Here is a 23,137-nt window from a genome sequence, read left to right on the forward strand (position 1 = left end):
AATCGTCAAGAATAAATGCAGTTTGGTTTAATAAATTAAACTTGCTGGCATGAAACGGTTCAATCATGCGGAAGCTGTCATTTCTATGACAAAATGATAGGGTGTTCAGCTACCAGCGAGTTTTGTATGAATCTATGTTCTCGGGTAATATTAGAAAACGCAGGTTTGAAACTTAGGGGGAAATAGACAACATGAAAACATGCGGGATCGATAATTGCTCCAAACCGGTCAAGGCAAGAGACCTGTGCTCCATGCACCATCAACGCCTGATGAGACATGGCGATCCGAATACCGTTATGCCTCGCAGGACAAAGAAACTGGTCGATTGCAGCTGGATCAATTGTTCAAGTCAAGCCGTATCGAAAGGACTGTGTGTCAAGCATTATTACATCAATCGAGTTTTAAAGAAAAATGACCAATTTGATGTAAGGTAACTTTACATCCATTTTCTGAAAATGGGGTGTTTATTTTCATTAAAATATGTATAATGGAGGTAACTCCCTATTTACCAGAGAATGAATCCTTTAACGCTGCGGTACCATTGTAACCAAATGGAGGCGATTGTCGGAAATGATTCAAACGGCACCATACGGCCTTCTGATGAGCGATTTGTATCTGTTCAACAAAGGCAGCTCTCACCACAGTTACCGGTTCATGGGTGCGCATGTCATGGACTGGGACGGTAAAGATGGCGTCAGGTTTGCAGTGTGGGCTCCGCACGCCAGGGAGGTTCGGCTTGTTGGCCAGCATAACAACTGGGATGGTTCCGGTTCGTTGATGGAACGCGTTTCTTCGACAGGGGTCTGGGTTCTCTTCGTACCGGGACTTGGCGAAGGCGCTATTTACAAGTACGAGATTGTGACCTCAACAGGTCAGCGGCTGCTCAAGGCAGATCCTTACGCTTTCCTCGCCGAAAGGCGTCCTCAAACCGCCTCCGTAGTGTCTGATCTATACGGATTCCCTTGGCGGGACAAGAAATGGATGGATTCCAGGCATAAGCGGCCCGCTTATTCCAATCCGCTAATGCTTTACGAAGTGCACGCTGGCTCCTGGCAGCTGAAAGGGGAGGAGAATTTCCTCACCTACGAAGAACTTGCCGATCAGCTTGTTCCTTACGTAGCCAAAATGGGATATACCCATATCGAGCTGATGCCAATCAATGAACATCCTTTTGACCAATCCTGGGGTTATCAGATTACCGGTTATTACGCGCCGTCCAGCCGTTACGGCAAGCCTAAGCAGCTGATGAAGTTTATCGACCGCTGCCACGCGTACGGCATAGGCGTTATTCTCGACTGGGTTCCCGGTCACTTCTGCAAGGATGAACATGGATTGCGTCGCTTTGACGGTACTCCGATCTTTGAAGGAAATGACGAGCGGCTTGCCGAAAAGCCTTTATGGGGAACACTGGCCTTCGATTTCAAACGAAACGAAGTGATCAGCTTCCTGATCTCCAATGCCATCTACTGGATGGAAATGTTCCACTTCGACGGTCTTCGGATTGATGCCGTCGCCAGCATGATCAATCTCCACATGGATAAACCGCCCGAGCTCTTCACCTGGAACGAGTATGGCGGCACCGACAATCTAGACGCTCTCCGCTTCATGAAACGGCTTAACGAAACCGTATTTCACTACTACCCAGACGCACTAATGATCGCAGAAGATTCTTCCGCTTGGCCTGCAGTCACCTCACCTACCTACTTAGGCGGGCTGGGATTTAACTTTAAATGGAATATGGGCTGGATGAACGACGTGCTCAAATACATGTCGATCGATCCTGCCGACCGCTCACACCACCACCACCTACTTACTTTCTCACTTTTGTACGCTTTCTCTGAAAATTACGTTTTACCGTTCTCGCATGACGAGGTTGTACACGGCAAACGTTCCTTGCTGAACAAAATGCCTGGCACCTACGAGGAAAAATTCGCTCAATTACGTTTGTTATACGGCTATTGGATCGCCCATCCGGGCAAGAAGCTGCTGTTTATGGGCAGCGAATGGGGACAGTTCGACGAATGGAAGGACCGCGAACCGCTTGATTGGATGCTGCTCGATTACGATCTTCACGGCAAGATGCACGGCTATGTCAAAGCTTTGAACCAGGTTTATACCCATGAACCGTCGCTATGGGAAAGAGATCAGGACGCTTACGCATTTCAATGGATTGATGTGAATAATGCTGAACAATCGATCATATCTTTCATTCGTTATGGCAAGCAGGGCTTCACTGTTACGGTTGCCAACTTCTCCAGAAACGGTTATACCCATTATCGATTAGGCGTGCCGCAGCCGGGCTGTTATCGCATGATCCTAAACAGCAATGAGGTACAGTTCGGAGGTTCCGATTCACAGTGTTTACAGAAGCATGACAGCGAGAAAGTGAGCTGGCACGGCTATAACCAAAGCATTTCCATCAATCTCCCCCCTCTATCCTTCCAATTATACAGCTTTGCGGGCGGAGACCACATTAAGAAGGGGTTGGTGTCATGGGTCGAAAAAAGGAAATGATTGCAATGCTGCTGGCAGGAGGAGAAGGCAAGCGACTGGGAGTTCTCACAAAGGATTTGGCGAAGCCGGCTGTCTATTTTGGGGGGAAGTACCGCATTATCGACTTTACTTTAAGCAATTGCACGCATTCGGGCATTGACACGGTTGGGGTTCTTACGCAATACCAGCCGCTCGAATTGAATCGGTATTTGGGCATCGGAAGCCCATGGGGGCTGGACCGCAGGGATGGCGGCATGTCCATTCTGCCTCCATTCGTCAAGCAAAAAGGCGGGGTATGGTATAAAGGAACGGCAAATGCAATCTATCAAAATATGGCGTTTATTGAATCTTATGACCCAAACTATGTTCTGGTCATCTCGGGTGACCATATTTATAAAATGGATTACGATCTGATGCTGCAGCATCACAAGAAAAGTGGGGCGGACATTACGATTGCCGGCATTGAAGTGCCGTGGAAGGAAGCAAGCCGCTTTGGCGTCATGCACGTGGATGACGAAGACCGGATTACGGCTTTCGAAGAAAAGCCTAAAAATCCGACCAGCAATATCGCTTCGATGGGCGTCTATATTTTCACCTGGTCGGTATTGAAGAAGTATTTGATTCAAGACGAAGCCAGCCGCAATTCCAGTCATGACTTCGGCAAGGACGTAATTCCTTCCATGATGAGAGACGGTTTGCATCTGAGCACGTATGCTTTCCGCGGTTACTGGAAGGATGTCGGCACGATCGAAAGCTTATGGGAAGCCAATATGGATTTATTAGATGATAAGCCTTCGCTTGATCTTGCCGATAAAGATTGGCGAATTTTCTCCGTCAGCCCTAACCGGCCGGCCCAATACGTGGCTTGCGGGGCGAGCGTATCCTCCTCTATGGTGACGGAAGGCTGCATTGTGGAAGGCGATGTCGAGCGATCCGTACTGTTCTTTGGCGTTACGACGGGCAAAAACAGTATCGTTAACGAATCGGTCATTATGCCGAATGTGAAAATTGGCGAAGGAGCCCGCGTCTACCGGGCGATAATTGGCGAAGGTGCTGTAATCGAAAACGGCGTATGCATCGGCAGTCCCGACGATGATGCGATTACCGTTGTTGCCGTAGGCGAGTTTGTATCCAATGAACCGATGCTGCTGGAGGTGGAGCCGTCATGAAACATCAAGTTATGGGCGTTATCAATCTGATTCACGAAAACGACGATATGGAGCGGCTGACGCAAAACCGCTGCCTTGCTACCGTGCCGTTTGGCGCAAGATACCGGCTTATCGATTTCATTCTGTCAAGCATGGTGAACTCCGGAATTAATAAAGTAGCCGTATTCGCACATACGAAATACCGTTCCCTCATGGATCACGTCGGTTCCGGCGACCATTGGGACTTAAATAACCGTCAGAGCGGCTTGTTCCTTCTTCCTCCGGCAACGGACGACATTCAGGAAGTCAGCCGCGGGGACTTATATCATTTCTACCAGCACCGCGACTATTTCAACCGATCCACGCTGGAATATGTCGTAATTGCCCGCAGTCATATGGTGTGCAACATCGATTTCGAACCGATTATCGAAGCGCATAAGGAACGCGAAGCGGATATTACGGTCGTGTGCAAGCGGGATGCCGACCTAATGGGCGGCAAGGCCCGCAAGATGAAGATGGATCCGGATGGCCGCGTCACGGCTATGCAGGACCATTACGGAAGAATGAACAGCGATATCTCTTCCATGGAAATGTACGTAATGCGCAAGGATCTCCTGATGGAACTCGTCGAGACATCCCTTGCCCAAGGGCAGGACCACTTGGTCCGCCACGCGATTTTCTCGAGAATCGATAAGCTTCGCGTCTACGGCTATTTGCACGAGGGTTATCTGGCTGTCGTGAATACTTTGTCGAGTTTCTACCAGAGCAACATGAGCCTGCTTCGCCCCGACGTGTGGCGCGAACTGTTCTTCCAGCCGGGCATGGTCTTCACGAAAGGCAAGGATGAACCGCCGGCCCGCTATTTGGGAACATCCAAAGTGACCGATTCCCTTATCGCTAACGGCTGCCGAATTGAAGGAACGGTCGAGAACAGCATTCTGTTCCGCGGAGTTCATGTCCGCAAAGGGGCCGTTGTCCGCAATAGCATTATTATGCAAAACGGCGACATCGGCGAGAACAGCCTGGTTCAGCACTGCATTCTGGATAAGGATGTACGCGTTCAGTATGACCGCGATATCCGCGGTTCTTCCGAAAATCCGTTTCTGGCAGGCAAGCGTAAGATTATATAAATAGCAATTAAATTATGGATAGGGTATGAGGTGATCAGGCGTGAATATATTAATGGCCGCTTCCGAAGCAACTCCGCTCGCCAAATCGGGCGGACTGGCTGACGTTGCAGGAGCTTTGCCGAAGGCGCTTAAGCAACGTGGAGCCGATGTTCGTATTATTATGCCCAAGTATGAGCAGATCCCAGATTATTATATTCAGAATTTTGAGCGAATTGCAGAATTTTATGTAAATTTTGGTTGGAGAAGTCAATATTGCGGCTTGTTCCGTGCGGAAATCGACGGCGTAGTCTTCTATCTGATCGATAATGAGTTTTATTTCGGGCGCAGAGGGCTGTACGGTTACAACGACGATGCCGAGCGGTTTGTCTTCTATTCCGTTGCGGTAATGGAGGCTGTGCGGTACCTGGATTACAAGCCGGATATCGTTCACTGCCATGATTGGCAGGCCGGTCTTATTCCGGTTCTGCTCCGCACCCGTTATTCGAATGATCCAGCCTGGGACGGCGTGAAGTCGGTATTCACGATCCATAACCTGATGTATCAAGGGTTGTTCGGCATTGATCTATTGAAGGAGCTTCTGGGAGCGGGAGACGAAATGTTTACCGCCGACAAACTGGAATTTCACGGTGCCGCAAGCTGCCTGAAAGGGGGGCTTGTCTATGCGGACAAGCTGACAACGGTCAGTGAATCCTATGCGCGGGAAATCCAGAGCTGGGAGCACGGCGAGAAGCTTGACGGTCTGCTAAGCAGCCGTTCCGGCGATCTTACAGGCATTATCAACGGGATTGATACCGAGCTATACGATCCGATGAACGATGATGCCCTACATACGCCTTACCGTTCCTCTATCTCCCGCAAGCGCAAGAACAAGCTGAGCTTGCAGGCGGAGCTGGGTCTTCCAGAATCGGAGGAAACCCCGCTGATCGGTGTTATCAGTCGTCTGGTGGAGTCGAAAGGGATGGACCTCATTACCTGGAAGCTTGACGAGCTTATGCAGGAGGATGTACAGCTTGTTGTTCTGGGAGCGGGAGATTGGCATTACGAGAATGCCATGAATCATCTGGTCGCCCGTTATCCGAATAAAGCCGCGGTATGGCTTGGTTATAACGACCGCCTGGCAAGAAGGATCTATGCAGGCTCGGATATTTTCCTTATGCCTTCCCGTTTTGAGCCTTGCGGCTTAAGCCAGCTGCTTGCTCTTCGTTACCGTTCCATTCCCGTAGTCCGGGAAACTGGCGGTCTAAAGGATACGGTCTTCTCCTATAATGAAGAGACCGGGGAAGGCAACGGCTTCAGCTTCACGCACTATAACGCGGACGATTTCATGTATACGGTGAGACGGGCGCTGCACTTCTACCGCGATGATGCCGTCTGGCGCCGCATCGTAGACAACGCCGGCAAGGAAGATTACAGCTGGAGCCGCTCGGCAAAAGCTTATATAGCCTTGTACGATCAACTTCTTGCTTCTCGAAAGGGGACTGAAAGATGGCCCGTCACCTTGTAATCGGCAATGGTAAGTTGCTGCTCAATTTGGATCAACATTGTTTTATTCGGGATATTTATTTTCCGTATGTCGGACAGCTAAACCATGTGGGCGGTCACTATTGCCGGTTCGGGATCTGGATCGGAGGCGCATTTTCTTGGCTGGATGAGAAGGAATGGGAATTCGAGCTCAACTATATCGAGGATTCCCTTGTGACGAACATTATTGCGAGGCATGAGGGATTAGGCGTAGAGTTGCAAATGAACGATGGTATTCATCAGCGCGAATGCATCTACATTAAACGGGTTGTTGTGCGCAACAAGAGGAATGAAAGCCGGGAAGCCCGGCTTTTCTTCCATCAGGATTTGATGATCGAAGGTTCTGAGGTAGGAGATACGGCTGCTTATTATCCGGAAAATAACACGATGTTCCACTACAAGCGTTCGAATTACTTCATGTTCAGCGGATGCACGGATGAAGGCGGCATTATGCAATATTCTACCGGTATTAAAAGGTTTCACTCCGCCGAGGGAACCTGGCGCGACGCGGAAGACGGCGTGCTCATGGGCAATACGATTGCCCAAGGCTCGGTTGACAGTACGATTGGCCTTCGCACAACGGTGCCGGGCAACGGAGAAAAGACGTTGTATTACTGGATGTCCGTTGGCAAAAATCTCGAGGAAGTCAAAACCCTTCATAAATACGTGAAGGATAATCATCCCGAGAAGCTGCTCAGCCGGATCGTCATTTACTGGAAGCATTGGCTGCAGCGTGCCGAGTCCGATCTAGGGGATTTGCCCAAAGAGGTCACCCGAATGTTCAAGCATAGTCTGCTGCTTGTCCGGACGCAGGTCGATGAGCGCGGCGCTATTCTGGCAGCGAACGATACGGATATTTTGCAGTACAACCGCGATCATTACAGCTATATGTGGCCGCGCGACGGCGCGCTGATCGCCGAGGCGATGTCGCTTGCTGGCTATCAAAGCGTCATTTCGCCGTTTTTCTATTTCTGCGCGAACGCCTTGTCACCGGAAGGTTATCTGTATCATAAGTACAATCCGGACGGCACGGTAGGCTCCAGCTGGCATCCCTATATTGTGAAGGGGAGCCAGAGAATTCCGATCCAGGAAGACGAGACCGCGCTTGTTCTGTTTGCCTTGTGGCAGGACTACTCGCGGAATCAGGTTATCGAGCTGCCTCAATCCCTCTACAGCAACTTGATCCGGAAGGCTGCTTCCTTCCTCAGCGAATATATCGAGCCGGAGCTGTCGCTTCCGAAGCCAAGCTATGATCTGTGGGAGGAACGGTACGGGATCTGGACGTATACCGCCGCTTCCGTGTATGCCGGTTTAATGGCAGGAGCCTTCTTCACCGAGCTGTTCGGAGATTATGAGCGGAGCGACCATTACCGCAATATGGCGCATACGGTCAAGACCGGGATATTGACCCATCTCTGGGATGAAGAATCCGGCCGTTTCGCCCGCGGGCTTGTACAACGGGATAACCGGTGGGTGAAGGATATGACGCTGGAGAGCAGCATATTCGGATTATGGGAATTTGGCGTCTTGTCCGTTCATGATGAACGCGTGCAGAAGACGATGAATGCCATAAAAGAAGGGCTTCGCGTAAAGACTCATATTGGCGGTATCGCCAGATATACCAATGATTATTACTTCCAGCAATCCGGAGAAATCGACCAGGTTCCAGGCAATCCGTGGATCATCTGCACGCTGTGGGTCGCTAATTACGAGATTGAATCCGCGCTTACGCTGGCAGACCTGGAAGGTCCGCTCAGGACGTTGGAATGGGTCGTCGATCACGCCTTGTCGAGCGGGCTGCTGCCGGAGCAGCTTAATCCGTACGACGGCTCGCCGCTGTCCGTGGCACCGCTCACCTGGTCGCATGCGACCTTTGTTCAAAGCGTAAGCAAATACGCTGCGAAGTATAAAGAACTCCAAGGCGCGAAGAAGTAAATCCATGAAGTAAAGCCGCTTAGCAGACTGCTAAGCGGCTTTGTTTTGATCCGTAGCGCTTCTTAGAAGAAGCTGCAGGTACGGATAATGATAACCAGCAATACGAATAAAACAAGAATATAGGCCGCGCTATTATTCCAGACTCCTTGAACCGGTGCACAGCCCATATTAGCTCCTGCTACAGGGTAACCCATTGTTCATTCCTCCCGAGTCGTTGTGGTGATTCCCAATCACAAGACCAATATATGAGGGGAGTGTGTACGGAAATTGGACATTTGTACCTGTGCAGATGCTTTTGATGATTTCGCCTAGGTGATAGGAATCAGCGTTTTCTCGTACTGCCTGATATGCTTGATTCTAGATTCTGCGGTTGTTCGCATCGCGTTGCCCGCGAGCAGGCTTGAAGTGGAGCCCACGCCAACCACGCTTATGCAGCCTACGTTAATCCTAGGGCAGTGGTTAACCCTTTTGACCCGTACATCCTCTCCGGCGTCCGCTACCGGGTCGATCAGCTTGGGGAGCGGACGATCGAAAATCGGGTAGGACTCGAAATAAACGCTTCCTGCCTTCGTATGATCAATAGCCCGTTGAACGGCAAGGGCATTCAGCTTAGGCGAGCCTTCGGCGCGGTCCCCAAATTGGATAATCGCCCCAATCGAAACATCAACAACGGATACCAGCCCAATCTGGGATACCCTTATGGGATAAGATTCTTCCATTCGTACGGTCCCCCCTAACCGGCCATCGGGGATTCGCCAACCGCTTCCTCTTCGCCTTCCGGCGTGGGGAGCGGGGCTATCGGCCCAACAATGACGGATTCGGGCGGGGTATCAAACATCGAATACAAGGTGACGTAGTCAGAGTCGCCGATCTGGAACATGGAAGCTGCCGATACACCTAATATTTCAATATTGCCAACGGTCAAACCGCAATTATGCACTGTGAAATTCACCATTGCCTAACCTCTCCTGTCAGCTGCCATTGCCGCTTTTTAGCGACTGGATATATTTTTGCATGGCGGCATCCGCATCCCGGATCGTTTTGGATAAAATCATTTCTTTTTTCTCCTGCTCGGTTTGCGGATTTTGTTCTTGTCCGCCGGCTCCTGCTTCCGCCTCGCCCGGCTTCAGCTGCATATAGAAATGAATGCGGGTTGGAAGCTGCTTGCGGATATCCTCGAGAACCATGCGGCGATGATACGGATCAAGGTCGACCCCGTATTCGGTTTCGAGTGCGATAAGCCTTTGCGTACCGTGCTGGCTCAAAAAACGATCCACTTCCGCCCGCAAGCCCGCATATGGCTCGGACGGCGGGGTTATGCCGGAGGCTGCTGCCGGGTATACGTTAGGCTTATGCTGCTGTACCGCAAGCTGATCGATATCCCCGTCGCCGCCGGGCATGCCCGGCGGAGTCATGCCGATATTTAAAGTGCCTTCAAGCTTCTCTACTTTTAATTGGTCGAAATGATATTCCAGCTTCTCGATATTATAGGTTGGCTTGTTCTCCAATTGCTTCAGCTGCTCGCTTAGAACAGCGAGCTGCTGCTCCAAGGAATAAATCTGGCTCTGCTGCGCTCTTAATTTGGTCTGAAGCTCAAGCGACCAGGCTTGCCATGGAGACAGCCCATTGCCGGGCGGCTGCTGCTGCATGATAAAAGCCTCCTCTCTAATTAAACGTTAAGCGGGATCGGGAAGCGGGACCAGCGATAGCGGGCTTTCTTCCCCGAGCTGCGGCGCGGGTTGGGTAAATCCTCCCGTATTGTACATTTGGGATAAAGACCGGATGGATCCCGCGCTTCCGACTTGCAGGACAGAGCTGTTCGATACGCTGTTTACTCGAAGCTGCTGTATGGTGATCGTCTGATAAATAGTCCAGTTCATACCTTACACCACGGTTTCAAGATTGTTTTGAGAATTGTCTTGAACGTCCGGATCAAGCGTGTTGGTCGCGCTGACCGCATTGTTTGAATTTGCCAGGCTTCCTGTCAGGAACGAGCCGGAGCCGGCATAGGTTTTCGTCTGGCTGGAGGGCGATACTTGAACCGCGTCTCCGAATTGAACGACGGCACTGGAGCCGACGCTTACGACTTTTACAAATCCAACGATAGAAGGCATTCGTACTCACCCTTTTCCCTTAAAGCGTCTCGTATATTATCGTATGCGGCATACGCCTAGAGGTTCCGCGGCCCGTGTGGATAAGTGCCCAGCGAACGGAAAGAAGTAGCCGCACCGCCCAGCTTCGCATATGCTAACAAGGAATGGCTGGAGGTGAACGGGATCGTGGAAAACAAATGGGATGAGCTTGAGAGATGGCTGGACGGACAACGTTTGCCAAAAGGCTTCGATGTGATGAAAGAGCCGGATTGGGTGGAGAAATTCGTCAGGAAGATGATGACGAAATCACTGCCTTCTGCAGCAAATTCCATCTTGGATCAAGCGGATGAGAACGAGGGGATTTCTTTCTTTGAGACTCATCAAGACTTACTTGTGAAGTTCCACCTTCCGCGTGAAGTAAGCCGGGAAAATCTTCGGTTGTACGTGCGGGACGACCGATTGCGGATTGAAGGGCTTCCTAATCAACAGAAGGAAATCATTAAGCTGCCTAAGCTTGTAAAGCCGACTATTTGCCAAGCGGTTGTGAAAAACTATGTGTTGCAAGTTAAGCTGCGCAAAAGACCTCGGGCTGGCTCTTATTACGAAACGGATATACGATGGTTGAGAGGTCGCTAATCCAGGGCCTGTTGGCCGTCGTTTTCTTTAGGTTAGTAACGTTTTGAACCAATGGGTGGTGAAAGCCGTTTCATTTTGTCACCTTTTCTTACGGATTGTGGTTGGCGAACGGAGGGACAATCCCTTATAATGCTAATTGTGTACTTGCATTATTACATAGGGGAGTGTATGCAGTGACTTTAGTCGATGTCAGTGACATCTCTACTTCGTTATTTATTATCGGGGTCGTCTTTTTATTGCTCATATTCGGATTATTAAGTCTTGGCATTCTTCGGATGTTCCAGCAGCGCTTCCGTTACGGATGGGTTTGTTTTGCGGGAGCTGTCGTCAGCTTCATCGCCTTGATGATTATTTTGAACAAATGGTATTTATAGCGGGTTTCTGCAAATAAATAGGGAGGGTGCCCGTTATGATGTGGACGGCGATCTGGTTTGTTATTAACATGTTTTTTGTTGCATCCGTCATTACGCTGTTGTTCATGCACCGATCCGTTACGGAAGCGGCACTTGATCCCACAGGCGGCGAACGCCTGGCGGCGGCGAAGACAAGACGCAAATGGGTGTCGATCGTAAGTATGGTGTTATTTTTGGCTATGTGTGCAAGTTTTCTAATAAACATGCGGCTGAACGGGTGATAAAGGCCGCGGCTTAAGAGAGGCTCTCATTGACGAGAGTCTTTTTTTTCGGCATTATGAATAGAAAGACACTTTATTTTCGGAGGTCCTTTCATTGCATACCATAGATGAAATCATACAAAGAATGACCGGACAAGGACTGCGCATTACGGATCAGCGCAAATCGCTGGCTAAATTGTTTGCGGAGACTCCGGGATACCTGGCACCTAAGGAAGTTTACGAATATATGGGCAAGTCATACTCGGGCCTGAGCTTCGATACCGTATACCGCAATTTGCGCGTGATGGAGGAGCTTGGGGTCATCGAGCAGGTTATCTTTGAGGATGGCGTTAAATTCAAGCTTCATTGCAGGGAAAACGACCACCACCATCATATGATCTGCCTGCAATGCGGACACACGTATCCGATTACGTTTTGTCCAATGGAGCAGACGGTCGTGCCGGATGATTTCCGGGTAGTAAAGCATAAATTCGAAGTGTTCGGCTACTGCAAAGACTGCATTCAAGAAGAGTCGGCTGCCGGGGCAAACTGATGGCACGCAGCCGAACAGCCGTTAGAGTGCTGAAGGCACCGGTCCTTTTTTACCGCAAAGTGATATCTCCGCTTACGCCGCCGACCTGCCGTTATTATCCGACCTGTTCGGCGTACGCCCTGGAAGCGCTTGAGAAGCACGGAGCAGCTAAGGGCTCATGGCTTGCCGCGAAGAGGATCGCAAGATGTCATCCGTTCCATCCGGGGGGCTATGATCCTGTTCCTCCTGTCCCGGGAGAGCAGGAGAGTGACGCGGGCGGAACGGCTGCTCCTTGACAATGGAGCGTTTAATTGGTTATATTTTGTCATATAAGCATATTTCCAATATTCGATGAACGGATAAGTACGATGAAGATGCCATAACAGAGAGCCGGGCAGGACGCTGGAAGCCGGTATGGATAAGCATCCGAAGATGGTCCCGGAGAATCTGTTTCCGAGCCTCAAATACGAGGTAAGGGGATGGCGTGAAGCTGGCGTTAACGGCTCTGCCGCCCATAGAATGGCGGCAACACGAAGCTGCTGTGCGGTGGTTGAATCATGAAAGCGCAGCGGGAATTTGGGTGGTACCGCGTGAGTGAACTTGAACTCTCGTCCCATGTTGGACGGGAGTTTTTTGCGTTCTCTCGCTTTATTTTGATCATAACGGAGGAATGACAAATGGGTAACGATAAAAAATCCTTTTATATTACGACACCGATCTATTATCCGAGCGATAAGCTCCACATCGGACACGCGTATACGACGGTAGCCGGCGATGCGATGGCACGCTACAAGCGTCTTCGCGGGTATGATGTCTGGTATTTGACCGGCACGGACGAGCATGGCCAGAAAATTGAACGCAATGCGAAGGACAAAAACAAATCGCCGCAGCAGTTTGTAGACGATATTGTCGTTGGCATCAAAGAGCTCTGGTCGAAGCTGGAAATTTCGAACGATGATTTCATCCGTACGACGGAGCCTCGCCATAAAGAAGCGGTGGAGAAGATTTTCGCCCAATTGCTGAAGCAGGACGATATTTATAAAGGCGAATATGAAGGCTGGTACTGTACGCCATGCGAATCGTTCTTCCTCGAGCGCCAGCTGGTAAACGGCAACTGTCCGGACTGCGGACGTCCGGTGGAGCTCGTGAAGGAAGAAAGCTATTTCTTCCGGATGAGCAAATATGCCGACCGCCTCTTGAAGCATTACGAAGAGAACCCGGATTTCATTCAACCGGAATCGCGCAAGAACGAAATGATCAACAACTTCATTAAGCCCGGTCTTGAAGATCTTGCGGTATCCCGTACAACCTTCGATTGGGGCGTTAAAGTTCCTGGGGATCCGAAGCATGTCATCTATGTATGGATTGATGCGCTGTCGAACTACATTACAGCGCTTGGTTACGGCAAAGATGGAAGCAGCGATTTGTATGACCGCTTCTGGCCGGCAGACGTTCATCTGGTCGGCAAGGAAATCGTACGCTTCCATACGATCTATTGGCCAATCATGCTGATGGCGCTTGGCCTGCCGCTTCCGAAGAAAGTTTTCGCGCATGGCTGGCTGTTGATGAAGGACGGCAAAATGTCGAAGTCGAAAGGGAACGTCGTTGACCCGGTAACCCTGATCGACCGTTACGGCCTGGATGCGGTTCGTTACTACCTGCTCCGCGAAGTGCCGTTTGGTTCCGACGGCACCTTCACCCCGGAAAACTTTGTTGACCGGATCAACTTCGATCTGGCTAACGACCTGGGCAACCTGCTCAACCGTACGGTAGCGATGATCGATAAATATTTCGATGGCGAAATTCCGGCTTACGGCGGCAATGTAACGTCATTTGACGAATCTCTTCAAGTGCTTGCGGCAGAAACCGTACGCCAGGTGGAAGCGTCTATGGAGACGATGGAATTCTCCGTTGCTCTGTCGGCGATCTGGCAGTTTGTCAGCCGTACGAACAAATATATTGACGAGACGTCTCCTTGGGCGCTTGCGAAGGATGAAGCGAAGAAGAACGAACTGGCTTCCGTCATGTATCATTTGGCGGAATCGCTCCGCATCATCTCGATTCTGCTTCAGCCTTACCTGACGCATGCTCCTCGCGAGCTGTGGCGCCAGCTTGGTCTGGAAGAGGGCGAATTGACCGCTTGGGAAAGCACGAAGCGCTTCGGACAGCTGCCTGGCGGCACGCGCGTGAGCAAGGGAGCGCCTGTCTTCCCTCGTCTGGATGCAGCCGAAGAAGTTGCTTATATTGCTGCTGCAATGGGCGGCGGAGCTGCGGCTAAAACGGAAGCGGCCGCGCCGGCAGCAGACAACGCTGCTCAAGCCGCTGCACCGGCGGTCGAAGCGAAGGAAGAGATCGGGATCGAAGATTTCGGCAAGGTCGAGCTTCGCGTCGCGCAGGTTATTGCAGCCGAGCCGGTGCAAAAGGCCGACAAGCTGCTTAAGCTGCAGCTGGATCTTGGCTATGAGCAGCGTCAGGTTGTATCCGGAATCGCGAAGTTCTACACGCCGGAGCAGATGGTTGGCCGCAAAGTGATTTGCGTAACGAACCTGAAGCCGGTTAAGCTTCGCGGAGAGCTGTCGCAAGGAATGATCCTTGCGGCTTCGCATGGCGATCAATTGACGCTTGCTACGGTGCCGGATGAAATGCCGAACGGCGCAATCGTAAAGTAAAATAGAATGGCTTGGGAACCGCCCGGATCTGGATCCGTGGCGGTTCTCTTGCTTCTTATGTATGCAGAGGTACAAGCATGTAAATAGTAGTTAATAGTTTATGGTTGACAGGCTGAGAGCACGCTCGTATAATCTAGAACGTAATAGTAACGATTACTAAAAAGAGTTTTTGAAATGGAGATTATACGAATGCGTTCTTTTAAACATATGAGTGTGCTGCTGTTGATCATGACCGTTTTGCTTTCCGCATGCGGCGCTAATTCGGGCAACACGCTTGTTGAAGGCAAGACCAATGTCGTTACGAGCTTTTATCCTCTTTATTATTTAGCTTCCGAGATTGGCGGAGACAATGTTCATGTCGTCAACCTTATTCCCGCCGGCGTAGAGCCTCATGATTGGACTCCTAAGAGCCAAGATTTGACTATTGCTTCCAAGGCGCAGCTGTTCCTGTATAACGGTGCCGGTCTAGAGGGCTGGACGGATGATTTTCTGAAAGGTCTGCCGAAGAACGGCGGTCTGATCACGGCTGAAATGAGCAAGGGAATTGCACTCATTCATGGAAATCCGGAAGAAGAGGAAGGTCACGATCATGGCGAAAATGATCATGACCACGATCTTGACGTCGATCCGCATACTTGGGTGAGTCCGAAGTCTGCCATAGTTATGGCCGCAAACGTGAAAGACAGTCTCATTCAGGCAGATCCTGCCCATAAGGAAGCGTTCGAAGCGAACTATCAAACGCTTGTAGGCAAGCTGGAAGCGCTGAACGAAGAGTTTGAATCTAAATTAGCTGCAGCGCCTCATAAATCGATTGTTGTGTCGCATCAAGCTTTTGGTTATTTGGCCAGAGATTACGGGCTGACGCAGATCGCGATTACGGGTCTGTCTCCCGATGCCGAGCCTCGCGCCCAGGATTTGCTCAAGGTTGCGAAGTTTGTGAAATCGGAGGGCATCAAATATATTTATTTCGAAGAGATGGTATCGACTGATCTGGCAAAAACGATCGCAAGCGAAACGCATACCAAGCTGCTTGTGCTTAATCCGATCGAAGGTCTTACGCCGAAGCAGGAAAAGGCTGGAGAGGATTACCTTAGCCTGATGGAGAAAAATCTGCAAAATTTATTGACCGGATTAACGAAATAATAGGATAGATATAGCGAAAGTGAGGTGGGGAACGATGCAAAATATAAATTGTCATCAAGATATAATAACGCTTGAGGATGTATCCTTTTCCTATCAGAGTCAAACGGTTCATAAAGGACTTAATTTCTCGGTAAAAGAACGGGATTTCATCGGACTTATCGGTTCAAACGGCGCCGGAAAAACAACCCTGCTGCGCATGATTGTCGGGCTGCTTAAGCCGGAGAGCGGAACGATCCGCCTGTTCGGGCAGCCGGTCTCCCAGTTCAAGGATTGGGACCGGATCGGTTACGTCCCGCAAAAAAATTCGTTTAATCCGCTGTTCCCGGCTACCGTCCGCGAGGTTGTATTGTCGGGTCTATACAGCCGGAATAAACTTTTCCGCAAAATTACGAAAGCCGATCAGAAGAAATGCGAGGACGCCCTTCATGCCATGAATATTGAAGATCTGGCTATGAAGCGAATCGGAGAGCTGTCCGGCGGACAACAGCAGCGGGTATTTCTTGCAAGAGCGTTAATCAACAATCCGTCGCTGCTGATTTTGGACGAACCAACGGTTGGCATCGATTCGGAGACGCAGGAAGGCTTCTTCCATATGATCAAGCATATGCACCAGCATCATAATATTACGTTTCTCATGGTATCGCATGACATGGAGATGATCCGGTCCTATCTAGGCCAGCAGCCTGCGGCGGAAAGCGGCAAGCTGAAATTTTACAAGAAGCATTCGCATGATCTGCAGAATTGCGTAGAGAGCGATTTGACGCATAGCTTGAAGGAGCTTCGTCAACAAATGGAGAGCAGGAGAGAGGTCGTTACGGTTGGAGATCTTAGCTAGTGAGTTTTTTCAGCGGGCGTTAATCGGAGGCGTATTGATCGGGATCACGGCACCGCTTATGGGGATTTTCCTTGTGCTGCGCCGCTTATCGATGATTGGCGATACTTTGTCCCACGTATCGATTGCGGGGGTCGCCCTAGGATTCCTGATTGGCGTGTATCCGGTAGCGGTTGGCCTGGTGTTCGCGATTATTGCTTCTTTCTTTATCGAGAAGCTTCGGAAAACGTACAAAACCTACGCGGAATTGTCCATTGCCATTATCATGTCCGGCGGCGTTGCATTGGCGTCAATCCTGTTCACGATGGGCAGAGGCTTTAATATTAATGTGAACGGCTATTTGTTCGGCAGTATTTTTACCCTCGACAACGTGGATCTCATTACGATTGCCGTCGTTACGGTTGTGGTATTGGTAGCGATCCGCACGCAGCTAAAGGAGCTGTTCCTGCTTACGTTCGACGAGGATGCGGCTGCCGTAAGCGGCTTGCCCGTTCGGTTCTATAATGTTATGATTAGCGTGCTTACTGCACTTGTCATTAGCGCGTCTATTAAAATCGTGGGAGCGTTGCTTGTTTCCGCATTGCTTACTATTCCGGCGGCCTGCAGCCTGATTATTGCCCGCAGCTTCCGTCAAAGCGTCATTACGGTAGTTGTGATCGGGGAGCTAGCCGTTGTGGCCGGACTGATGATGGCAGGCGTATGGAATCTTGCGCCGGGCGGTACGATCGTTTTGTTATTGATTGCGATTATGCTTGTTCTTCTGCTGCTGAAGCGCGGCATGAAGATGGGAAGTTAACTTCGATTGAGGTGTTTAACTTTGGATAACATTAACGTATGGCTGGCGTTTGGCGCCGGCTTTGCTTCATTTATCTCGCCTTGCTGCCTGCCTTTATATCCTTCGTATTTATCTTACATAACCGGCATTTCCGTTAGCGATTTGAAGAATAATAATCAGACTTCCCAGATGAGAATGAGGACGATGTCGCATACCTTGTTTTTCATACTGGGATTTTGTACGGTCTATTACACGCTGGGCTACGGCTCCAACGTGTTCGCAGAATTTTTCAGCCAATATGAGGATTTGATCCGCAAGCTGTCGGCTATTCTGATCGTGCTTATGGGTTTATTCCTCGCGGGTATTTTTCAGCCGCAGGTGCTCATGAAGGAACGGCGTTTCAACTTTGACCCGACCAAAAAAACCGGCTATCTCGGTTCCTTTATTTTTGGCGTTGGCTTCTCGGCAGGCTGGACGCCTTGTATCGGACCGGCATTAACCGCCATTCTGGCTCTGGCAGCTTCGAAGCCGGGGACATGGTTCGAGCTGACAACAGCGTATGCGTTAGGGTTTGCCATTCCGTTTTTCCTGTTGGCCTTTTTCCTTGGATCGGCACGCTGGCTGCTTAAATATTCGTCCGTTGTTATGCGAATCGGCGGAGGCGTAATGGTGCTGATGGGGATTCTTCTGTTTACGGATCAGATGACCAAAATTACGATTTGGCTGAATCAGGTAACGCCCGCTTTTATGAAGTTTTAATGGGGAAGCGTAAGTTAATCGGCTTGCAGTAGCATTAAAAATCGTTGTATGATACTAAGAGTAACGCCATGAGACAAGGTGTAGAATGCAGGGTTAGGGGGTTCTTCATTGCCGACTCCGAGCATGGAAGACTACTTGGAACGTATTTATAAGCTTATTGACGAGAAAGGCTATGCGCGCGTATCGGATATAGCCGAAGGGCTTGAGGTGCATCCTTCATCTGTCACCAAGATGATTCAGAAGCTGGACAAAGACAATTACTTGATTTACGAGAAATACCGCGGGCTTGTTCTGACAAGCAAAGGGAAAAAGATGGGCAAGAGGCTTGTTGACCGCCATCATTTACTCGAGTCATTCCTGACGATTATCGGCGTGCAGGAGGAGAACATTTACCGCGATGTGGAAGGCATCGAGCATCATCTAAGCTGGGATTCAATTACATGTATCGAGACATTGGTTGAATTCTTTAACCGTGAGCCGTCTCGCTTGGACGAGCTGAGAGGGATACGGACTGAACTAGAAACGGAATGAAAAGCTCGCCGCTTGCGGCGGGCTTTTTTAGTTGCCTGATGTGAGGGCGGGCATTGCTGCCGGATGTGGCTTGGGGCACGGGGTATCTCCTTCGGCATCTGTTGTCCGTGTATTGCTTGAACAATATGCAGCTATGGCTGCAATACCCGGACAAAGGCTGACGCTACGCTCCTCCAGGAGATACCCCTTAGCCCCGGCGCGCCGGCAGCCGCTGTAGACAACATAAAAAAGCCTGCCGCTAAAGCTAAATCGGCGAGCTTTTTTTGGGGGAAGGGCAAAGGGAGGCCGCCGAAGCCCAGCTGGCTGCCGTAAGGCAATATAGAAACAGCCCGCCGATTTAACGGCGGGCGTAGTGCTCAATAGTCGGATACCCTGCATAAAATGCAATGGTTTTTCCAGTTAATAGGTGATTTTTGGAATTATGGTGTACGTTATGCAGCATATTGCACAGTTTCTCGTCCAATGGGACAGCTTTCAACTGAATATCCTGCAAAAAGTGCAATGGAGCCAAGCTGAATAGAGTGTATAGCACCAATAGACTGCATAATATGCAATCTAAATATCGGTCTCTTTAAGGCCAAGTACATCCCATACCATCTTCTTGATCTCCGGCACCCTTTTCTCTTCGAACGATGGATGGGTTTTGAACCACCTCACATTAAGCGGAGAAGGATGGGGGAGCACGATGGTTGGTTTGCCGTTAATCCGATAGTTTTTGAGAACCAAGTCTTCAAAACTTTGTTTCGGAAATAAATATTTAGCCGCTCTGGCACCGATGACGATATAGATCTCGTTGTCTACCATATCCATCTCTTGGGCGAGCCATTTATTCGCGCACGCGAGCGGTGGAGGGTTGTCTCCGCCTTTAGGATGCTTGCCGGGAAAGCAATGGGCGAGCCCTGTCATGTAGAAGTTGTCTTCATTGTAGAAAATTTCGTCCGAAATTTGATACCATTGATATTTTAGCTTTGCTCCCGAAGGGTCATTAAACGGCAAGCCGCTCTCATGCACCTTTTTGGAGGGAGCCTGACCGATCTGCATGATCTTCGAGTGCGCTTTTCCGTGGAAGACGGGATGAGGAGTGAATCCGAACTTCTGCGCGCAGTCCCGGCAGCTTATAATTTGTTCTTTTATATCATGAAAGTCCATTGTCTAATCTCCGATGTTTATATAGTATCTTCTAGCTTAAACCATTTGCAGTATTGAGAAAATAATTTCAGCAGCTGCTTCTCCCCAACCATATGAAAGGTCTGCTCAAAGGAATACTCGTAAAAATCCAATAGATCCGTCCTAACCGATTTTAACATGGAGACGAGTTCATCATGTTCATACGAAATGCAGAACATGGCTTTTCTCTTTTCCCCGGACAATTCTTTATTCCACTTTCCCGAAAAATCATCGGACCAGACTTTTACGGTATCATCTTCATATTCAACTTCATATTCAATGGAAGGGTAGGGATCATGACCAAGCCATGGACTTGACCTGCCAAGTACCGTTTTGTATACCTCTTGCCAATCTTCCAGCCCGCAGCAGCAGCTTGGAGTTATTAAGCGTTCCTGGTCTACAAAAGCGATTCCGCCTCTTATGGCGATTTCATCCTTTTTTATTAGCTCCTTAAAAACCTTCTCGGGTTTCTGTTCAATATCAACATCGTTATACCAACTTAACAACGTCAGAAAGAGTACGGCATCTTCTTTTGTAGAGTTCCTTGATAGAAAACCGTATCTTTATAGGTAACTTCCGGCAGCCAAGGGGGCTGCTTAAAGTAAGGATTAGTGCTGACTGCATGTATTTTTGCCATTTTGCAACTCCCGTCAGCCTTGCAGGGTAAAATGGTTCTTCGAATATTTTCTCACAACGCTAACATGTAGACAATTCTTCTTCGCATATATACTTCTGATGGAAGCCGGATTTGACACTGCTTCCGTTGTCCGGAGGATGCGGAAGTGAAGATTAATGCAGTGTTCGAAGGCGGAGGAGTGAAGGGGATATCGCTGGCAGGTGCGGTCAGAGCTGCGGAGATGCAGGGAATTCAATTTAATCAGGTGGCGGGTACATCAAGCGGGGCCATCATTTCCGCGCTGATAGCGGCAGATTACAGCGGTCTCGACATCAAGCGGATCGTGGAGAATACGCCGTTCTCGTCCTTTCTGAAAAGGTCGTTTATTTTTAATCTAAAGGTCATCAGCCCGGCATTAAGGGTGCTTATCAAAAAGGGGCTTTATAGCGGCGAAGCGCTTGAATATTGGATTTCATGCTTGCTGGAAGCAAAGGGGATAAAGACGTTTGGGGATTTGCCGGAATGCAAGCTTCGAATCGTAGCTTCGGATATTACGAACGGGAGACTGCTTGTCCTGCCGGAGGATGTAAAGATCTATGGCATGGATCCGAAAAAACTCAGCGTTGCCCGGGCGGTCCGGATGAGCGCCAGCATTCCCTATTTCTTCGACCCGGTCGTAATCCGTTACTCAAAGCTTCATTCCTTAACGAATAAAGGGAAAGAGAAAGCGCAGCTGCATCAGGCTTATATTGTGGACGGGGGCTTATTGAGTAATTTTCCTTTATGGCTGTTTGATAAGGAGCAGGCGGGAAGGACAAATCCGGTTCCGACAGTGGGCTTCCAAATGGTCGGTAAAAACGACAACGAACCGCATGAAATAAGCGGTCCGTTGACAATGCTTGAAGCGATATTCGAGACGATGATGCAAGCTCATGACGAGCGTTATATCAAGAAATACGCGCGTGACCGGACGGTGAAAATTCCTACGCTAGGTGTCCGGACTACTCAGTTCCATTTGCCTGAAGGGATGGCGGAAAAGCTGTTCCATTCCGGCTTCAAGGCAGCAACGCAGTTTTTTGAAGGCTTCCGTCAGTGATATTTCGGCAGATCATCGTCATCTTTGCCGCCATCGATAACGCGGAACGGCGCCCGGCGGGACTTCGGTTTTTGCCGAGGGGTCGTTCTGGTTTGTTTCACATGAGGCTGCTGTCTGACCCGGACACGGGTACCCCATGTGTTAGGCGGATATTTATACAGCAGGAAAATGCCGCCCAGCACAATGATGGGAATTAGAAACGAAGTAAGATGCTGTCCGATTCCGTACAAAATCCCGATTGCCAGTAGCGTCAGCACGATAATTGACGATGCGTTCCATCTCCGCGGCATAATATCACCTGTCCTTTATGTTGGAATAGATTTAAGCTTTGATGCTCATTTGCTTATCGAGCTCGCGCATCCGGTTGAAGGAGGCGATAGATACGGCAACTTGATCATCCTTGGGTTCTTTTGTGGTCAATAGCTGAAGCCATAGCCCAGGATAACCCAGGTAACGCAGTACCGGCACATCGCGCAAGGCATTTGTCCAGCGGAGTACTTCGTAAGAGATACCCAAAGTAACCGGCAGAAGCAAAATCCGGATATATACGCGTTCCCAGATGCTATGCCATTCAAAGATTGGCAGGGAGTAGATAATCACCCCTACGATAACGGTAAAAATGATAAAGCTGCTGCCGCAGCGGTAATGAAGCCTGCTGTACTTCTGAACGTTGGCGACGGTTAGTTCCTCACCGGCTTCGTATGCGCTGATAACCTTATGCTCGGCGCCGTGGTATTGGAACAAACGTTTGATGAGCGGCGTCATCGACATGAGGTACAGGTACGCAAGAAGCATGATGAGTTTAATAAGTCCTTCTAACAGATTATGACCAACTTTGTTCTCGAATACATTCTCGAACAGCAAACTTTCGATCGCTGCCGGCGCCGCGGTCAGAAGCAGCTTGCCGAATATAAAGGAGATAACGCCTGCGGCGGCAACGCCTACAATCATGCCCAGGCTCCAGCCGGATTTTTCTTTTTTCTGGGCTGCGGCTTTATCCGCCTCGGACATATCCGATGTCTCGTCCTCCGCATAGGCCTCCATGGAGAAATTCAAATGCTGGGAGCCCTTGGCGCTGGAATCAATAATCCCTACAAAACCACGGACGAGAGGGATTTTCTTGAGAACCTGGATCCACCGCTGTGTCGTGCGGGGCACCTCGTAAAAAACGATCTCATCGTTTTTTCTGCGTACAGCGGTTACATTTACATGCTTGCCTGCGAACATGACGCCTTCGATCACAGCTTGTCCGCCGTAAATGCTTGTAGTGTTTTGAGACAAGAGCTTGTCACCTTCCTTAATAGTATCGTCCCGATCAGGTGACGAAAGGTATACGTCTATTGTACTTGATCGCTAATGGATTTGCCAACGCCATCATCTTGGTTATCCGCGGCGCTAAAGTCGCATACTAGAAGAAGACTTTAAGCGGATCATGAATGGAGGCATAC

At 49.7% G+C, this 23,137-nt stretch carries 27 protein-coding genes; 17 read left to right on the forward strand and 10 right to left on the reverse strand.

Annotated elements, in window-relative coordinates:
* The first annotated feature begins 570 nt into the window (after positions 1-570).
* Genes glgB through CFI03_RS01565 form a run of 5 tightly spaced genes read left to right on the forward strand, consistent with a single transcriptional unit; the run spans position 571 to position 8,227 of the window.
* The gene (gene glgB, locus CFI03_RS01545) at positions 571-2,514 is read left to right on the forward strand and encodes a 1,4-alpha-glucan branching protein GlgB (protein WP_248756275.1); all 1,944 of its coding nucleotides are present in this window, start codon (positions 571-573) and stop codon (positions 2,512-2,514) included.
* A complete protein-coding gene (locus CFI03_RS01550) occupies positions 2,493-3,662 on the forward strand; it encodes a glucose-1-phosphate adenylyltransferase (protein ID WP_248756276.1) in 1,170 nt (389 codons plus the stop codon). Before glgB ends, CFI03_RS01550 begins: the two co-directional genes overlap by 22 nt.
* Positions 3,659-4,771 (forward strand): glucose-1-phosphate adenylyltransferase subunit GlgD, encoded by a 1,113-nt coding sequence (glgD, locus tag CFI03_RS01555; protein WP_127496367.1) that lies wholly within the window; start codon positions 3,659-3,661, stop codon positions 4,769-4,771. Before CFI03_RS01550 ends, glgD begins: the two co-directional genes overlap by 4 nt.
* Positions 4,772-4,811: 40 nt before the next feature.
* On the forward strand, positions 4,812-6,275 hold the full coding sequence (gene glgA, locus CFI03_RS01560; protein WP_248756277.1) for a glycogen synthase GlgA: 1,464 nt from the start codon (positions 4,812-4,814) through the stop codon (positions 6,273-6,275).
* Positions 6,257-8,227, forward strand: a complete 1,971-nt coding sequence (locus tag CFI03_RS01565; protein WP_201003692.1) for a glycoside hydrolase family 15 protein — start codon at positions 6,257-6,259, stop codon at positions 8,225-8,227. Before glgA ends, CFI03_RS01565 begins: the two co-directional genes overlap by 19 nt.
* A 62-nt stretch (positions 8,228-8,289) precedes the next feature.
* Here the strand turns inward: CFI03_RS01565 and CFI03_RS01570 are convergent, their stop codons facing one another.
* The 6 genes from CFI03_RS01570 to CFI03_RS01595 all read right to left on the reverse strand — a co-directional run bounded on the left by CFI03_RS01570 (position 8,290) and on the right by CFI03_RS01595 (position 10,341).
* A complete protein-coding gene (locus tag CFI03_RS01570; RefSeq protein ID WP_127496364.1) occupies positions 8,290-8,421 on the reverse strand; it encodes a sporulation protein YjcZ in 132 nt (43 codons plus the stop codon).
* A gap of 114 nt (positions 8,422-8,535) precedes the next feature.
* On the reverse strand, positions 8,536-8,946 hold the full coding sequence (locus tag CFI03_RS01575) for a spore germination protein GerPE (protein ID WP_248756278.1): 411 nt from the start codon (positions 8,944-8,946) through the stop codon (positions 8,536-8,538).
* A gap of 14 nt (positions 8,947-8,960) precedes the next feature.
* Complete coding sequence (locus tag CFI03_RS01580) at positions 8,961-9,179, reverse strand: hypothetical protein (RefSeq protein ID WP_248756402.1); 219 nt, start codon at positions 9,177-9,179, stop codon at positions 8,961-8,963.
* Positions 9,180-9,198: 19 nt separating this feature from the next.
* Positions 9,199-9,876, reverse strand: coding sequence for a spore germination protein GerPC (locus tag CFI03_RS01585; RefSeq protein WP_248756279.1), 678 nt, complete (start codon positions 9,874-9,876; stop codon positions 9,199-9,201).
* 27 nt (positions 9,877-9,903) lie between these two features.
* Positions 9,904-10,107 (reverse strand): spore germination protein GerPB, encoded by a 204-nt coding sequence (locus tag CFI03_RS01590; RefSeq protein ID WP_127496360.1) that lies wholly within the window; start codon positions 10,105-10,107, stop codon positions 9,904-9,906.
* 3 nt (positions 10,108-10,110) lie between these two features.
* Positions 10,111-10,341 carry a spore germination protein gene (locus CFI03_RS01595; RefSeq protein WP_015843867.1) on the reverse strand — a complete coding sequence of 77 codons (231 nt, stop codon included), beginning with the start codon at positions 10,339-10,341 and terminating at the stop codon, positions 10,111-10,113.
* A 165-nt stretch (positions 10,342-10,506) separates the two neighbouring features.
* On the opposite strand from CFI03_RS01595, the gene CFI03_RS01600 reads away from it, so the two are divergent.
* From CFI03_RS01600 to mntR, 11 genes are all read left to right on the forward strand, one after another.
* Complete coding sequence (locus CFI03_RS01600; protein ID WP_248756280.1) at positions 10,507-10,956, forward strand: Hsp20/alpha crystallin family protein; 450 nt, start codon at positions 10,507-10,509, stop codon at positions 10,954-10,956.
* Between the two features lie 173 nt (positions 10,957-11,129).
* The gene (locus CFI03_RS01605) at positions 11,130-11,330 is read left to right on the forward strand and encodes a hypothetical protein (RefSeq protein ID WP_127496358.1); all 201 of its coding nucleotides are present in this window, start codon (positions 11,130-11,132) and stop codon (positions 11,328-11,330) included.
* A gap of 35 nt (positions 11,331-11,365) precedes the next feature.
* A complete protein-coding gene (locus CFI03_RS01610) occupies positions 11,366-11,590 on the forward strand; it encodes a hypothetical protein (RefSeq protein ID WP_248756281.1) in 225 nt (74 codons plus the stop codon).
* A 94-nt stretch (positions 11,591-11,684) separates the two neighbouring features.
* On the forward strand, positions 11,685-12,122 hold the full coding sequence (locus tag CFI03_RS01615) for a Fur family transcriptional regulator (protein ID WP_015843871.1): 438 nt from the start codon (positions 11,685-11,687) through the stop codon (positions 12,120-12,122).
* Positions 12,122-12,397 carry a membrane protein insertion efficiency factor YidD gene (gene yidD / locus CFI03_RS01620; protein WP_248756282.1) on the forward strand — a complete coding sequence of 92 codons (276 nt, stop codon included), beginning with the start codon at positions 12,122-12,124 and terminating at the stop codon, positions 12,395-12,397. The genes CFI03_RS01615 and yidD overlap by 1 nt, the downstream gene beginning before the upstream one ends.
* Positions 12,398-12,778: 381 nt before the next feature.
* The gene (gene metG / locus CFI03_RS01625) at positions 12,779-14,770 is read left to right on the forward strand and encodes a methionine--tRNA ligase (protein WP_248756283.1); all 1,992 of its coding nucleotides are present in this window, start codon (positions 12,779-12,781) and stop codon (positions 14,768-14,770) included.
* Positions 14,771-14,959: 189 nt separating this feature from the next.
* Complete coding sequence (locus tag CFI03_RS01630; protein ID WP_248756284.1) at positions 14,960-15,913, forward strand: metal ABC transporter substrate-binding protein; 954 nt, start codon at positions 14,960-14,962, stop codon at positions 15,911-15,913.
* Between the two features lie 34 nt (positions 15,914-15,947).
* Positions 15,948-16,748, forward strand: coding sequence for a metal ABC transporter ATP-binding protein (locus tag CFI03_RS01635; RefSeq protein WP_248756285.1), 801 nt, complete (start codon positions 15,948-15,950; stop codon positions 16,746-16,748).
* Positions 16,732-17,541, forward strand: coding sequence for a metal ABC transporter permease (locus CFI03_RS01640; RefSeq protein ID WP_248756286.1), 810 nt, complete (start codon positions 16,732-16,734; stop codon positions 17,539-17,541). Before CFI03_RS01635 ends, CFI03_RS01640 begins: the two co-directional genes overlap by 17 nt.
* Positions 17,542-17,562: 21 nt before the next feature.
* The gene (locus CFI03_RS01645; RefSeq protein WP_248756287.1) at positions 17,563-18,279 is read left to right on the forward strand and encodes a cytochrome c biogenesis CcdA family protein; all 717 of its coding nucleotides are present in this window, start codon (positions 17,563-17,565) and stop codon (positions 18,277-18,279) included.
* A 108-nt stretch (positions 18,280-18,387) separates the two neighbouring features.
* Positions 18,388-18,810 carry a transcriptional regulator MntR gene (gene mntR / locus CFI03_RS01650; RefSeq protein WP_015843878.1) on the forward strand — a complete coding sequence of 141 codons (423 nt, stop codon included), beginning with the start codon at positions 18,388-18,390 and terminating at the stop codon, positions 18,808-18,810.
* A 555-nt stretch (positions 18,811-19,365) separates the two neighbouring features.
* Here the strand turns inward: mntR and CFI03_RS01655 are convergent.
* Positions 19,366-19,959 (reverse strand): uracil-DNA glycosylase family protein, encoded by a 594-nt coding sequence (locus CFI03_RS01655; protein ID WP_248756288.1) that lies wholly within the window; start codon positions 19,957-19,959, stop codon positions 19,366-19,368.
* A 17-nt stretch (positions 19,960-19,976) separates the two neighbouring features.
* Entirely contained in the window at positions 19,977-20,483 is a 507-nt protein-coding gene (locus tag CFI03_RS01660) for a hypothetical protein (protein ID WP_248756289.1), read from the reverse strand.
* 276 nt (positions 20,484-20,759) lie between these two features.
* Here CFI03_RS01660 and CFI03_RS01665 point away from each other — a divergent pair, with 276 nt between their 5' ends.
* Positions 20,760-21,689: a patatin-like phospholipase family protein gene (locus CFI03_RS01665; protein ID WP_248756290.1), complete on the forward strand. Its 930-nt coding sequence runs from the start codon at positions 20,760-20,762 to the stop codon at positions 21,687-21,689.
* Here CFI03_RS01665 and CFI03_RS01670 read toward each other — a convergent pair.
* Positions 21,683-21,979 (reverse strand): hypothetical protein, encoded by a 297-nt coding sequence (locus CFI03_RS01670; RefSeq protein ID WP_127494396.1) that lies wholly within the window; start codon positions 21,977-21,979, stop codon positions 21,683-21,685. The two genes, CFI03_RS01665 and CFI03_RS01670, sit on opposite strands and share 7 nt — an antisense overlap.
* A 31-nt stretch (positions 21,980-22,010) precedes the next feature.
* Positions 22,011-22,916, reverse strand: coding sequence for a DUF1385 domain-containing protein (locus tag CFI03_RS01675; protein WP_127494414.1), 906 nt, complete (start codon positions 22,914-22,916; stop codon positions 22,011-22,013).
* Positions 22,917-23,137 lie beyond the last annotated feature (221 nt).

Source organism: Paenibacillus sp. ATY16 (genome assembly GCF_003399985.2).
Taxonomy (GTDB): domain Bacteria; phylum Bacillota; class Bacilli; order Paenibacillales; family Paenibacillaceae; genus Pristimantibacillus; species Pristimantibacillus glycanilyticus.

Excerpts from the sequence above, each read along its gene's own strand:
- CFI03_RS01675 (WP_127494414.1), bottom strand. The coding sequence starts at position 22,916 with ATGTTCGCAGGCAAGCATGTAAATGTAACCGCTGTACGCAGAAAAAAC.
- CFI03_RS01655 (WP_248756288.1), bottom strand. The coding sequence starts at position 19,959 with ATGGACTTTCATGATATAAAAGAACAAATTATAAGCTGCCGGGACTGC.
- CFI03_RS01570 (WP_127496364.1), bottom strand. The coding sequence starts at position 8,421 with ATGGGTTACCCTGTAGCAGGAGCTAATATGGGCTGTGCACCGGTTCAA.
- CFI03_RS01590 (WP_127496360.1), bottom strand. The coding sequence starts at position 10,107 with ATGAACTGGACTATTTATCAGACGATCACCATACAGCAGCTTCGAGTA.
- CFI03_RS01585 (WP_248756279.1), bottom strand. The coding sequence starts at position 9,876 with ATGCAGCAGCAGCCGCCCGGCAATGGGCTGTCTCCATGGCAAGCCTGG.
- CFI03_RS01575 (WP_248756278.1), bottom strand. The coding sequence starts at position 8,946 with ATGGAAGAATCTTATCCCATAAGGGTATCCCAGATTGGGCTGGTATCC.
- CFI03_RS01550 (WP_248756276.1), top strand. The coding sequence starts at position 2,493 with ATGGGTCGAAAAAAGGAAATGATTGCAATGCTGCTGGCAGGAGGAGAA.
- glgD (WP_127496367.1), top strand. The coding sequence starts at position 3,659 with ATGAAACATCAAGTTATGGGCGTTATCAATCTGATTCACGAAAACGAC.
- CFI03_RS01635 (WP_248756285.1), top strand. The coding sequence starts at position 15,948 with ATGCAAAATATAAATTGTCATCAAGATATAATAACGCTTGAGGATGTA.
- CFI03_RS01565 (WP_201003692.1), top strand. The coding sequence starts at position 6,257 with ATGGCCCGTCACCTTGTAATCGGCAATGGTAAGTTGCTGCTCAATTTG.
- CFI03_RS01670 (WP_127494396.1), bottom strand. The coding sequence starts at position 21,979 with ATGCCGCGGAGATGGAACGCATCGTCAATTATCGTGCTGACGCTACTG.
- yidD (WP_248756282.1), top strand. The coding sequence starts at position 12,122 with ATGGCACGCAGCCGAACAGCCGTTAGAGTGCTGAAGGCACCGGTCCTT.
- metG (WP_248756283.1), top strand. The coding sequence starts at position 12,779 with ATGGGTAACGATAAAAAATCCTTTTATATTACGACACCGATCTATTAT.
- CFI03_RS01630 (WP_248756284.1), top strand. The coding sequence starts at position 14,960 with ATGCGTTCTTTTAAACATATGAGTGTGCTGCTGTTGATCATGACCGTT.
- CFI03_RS01595 (WP_015843867.1), bottom strand. The coding sequence starts at position 10,341 with ATGCCTTCTATCGTTGGATTTGTAAAAGTCGTAAGCGTCGGCTCCAGT.
- glgB (WP_248756275.1), top strand. The coding sequence starts at position 571 with ATGATTCAAACGGCACCATACGGCCTTCTGATGAGCGATTTGTATCTG.
- CFI03_RS01610 (WP_248756281.1), top strand. The coding sequence starts at position 11,366 with ATGATGTGGACGGCGATCTGGTTTGTTATTAACATGTTTTTTGTTGCA.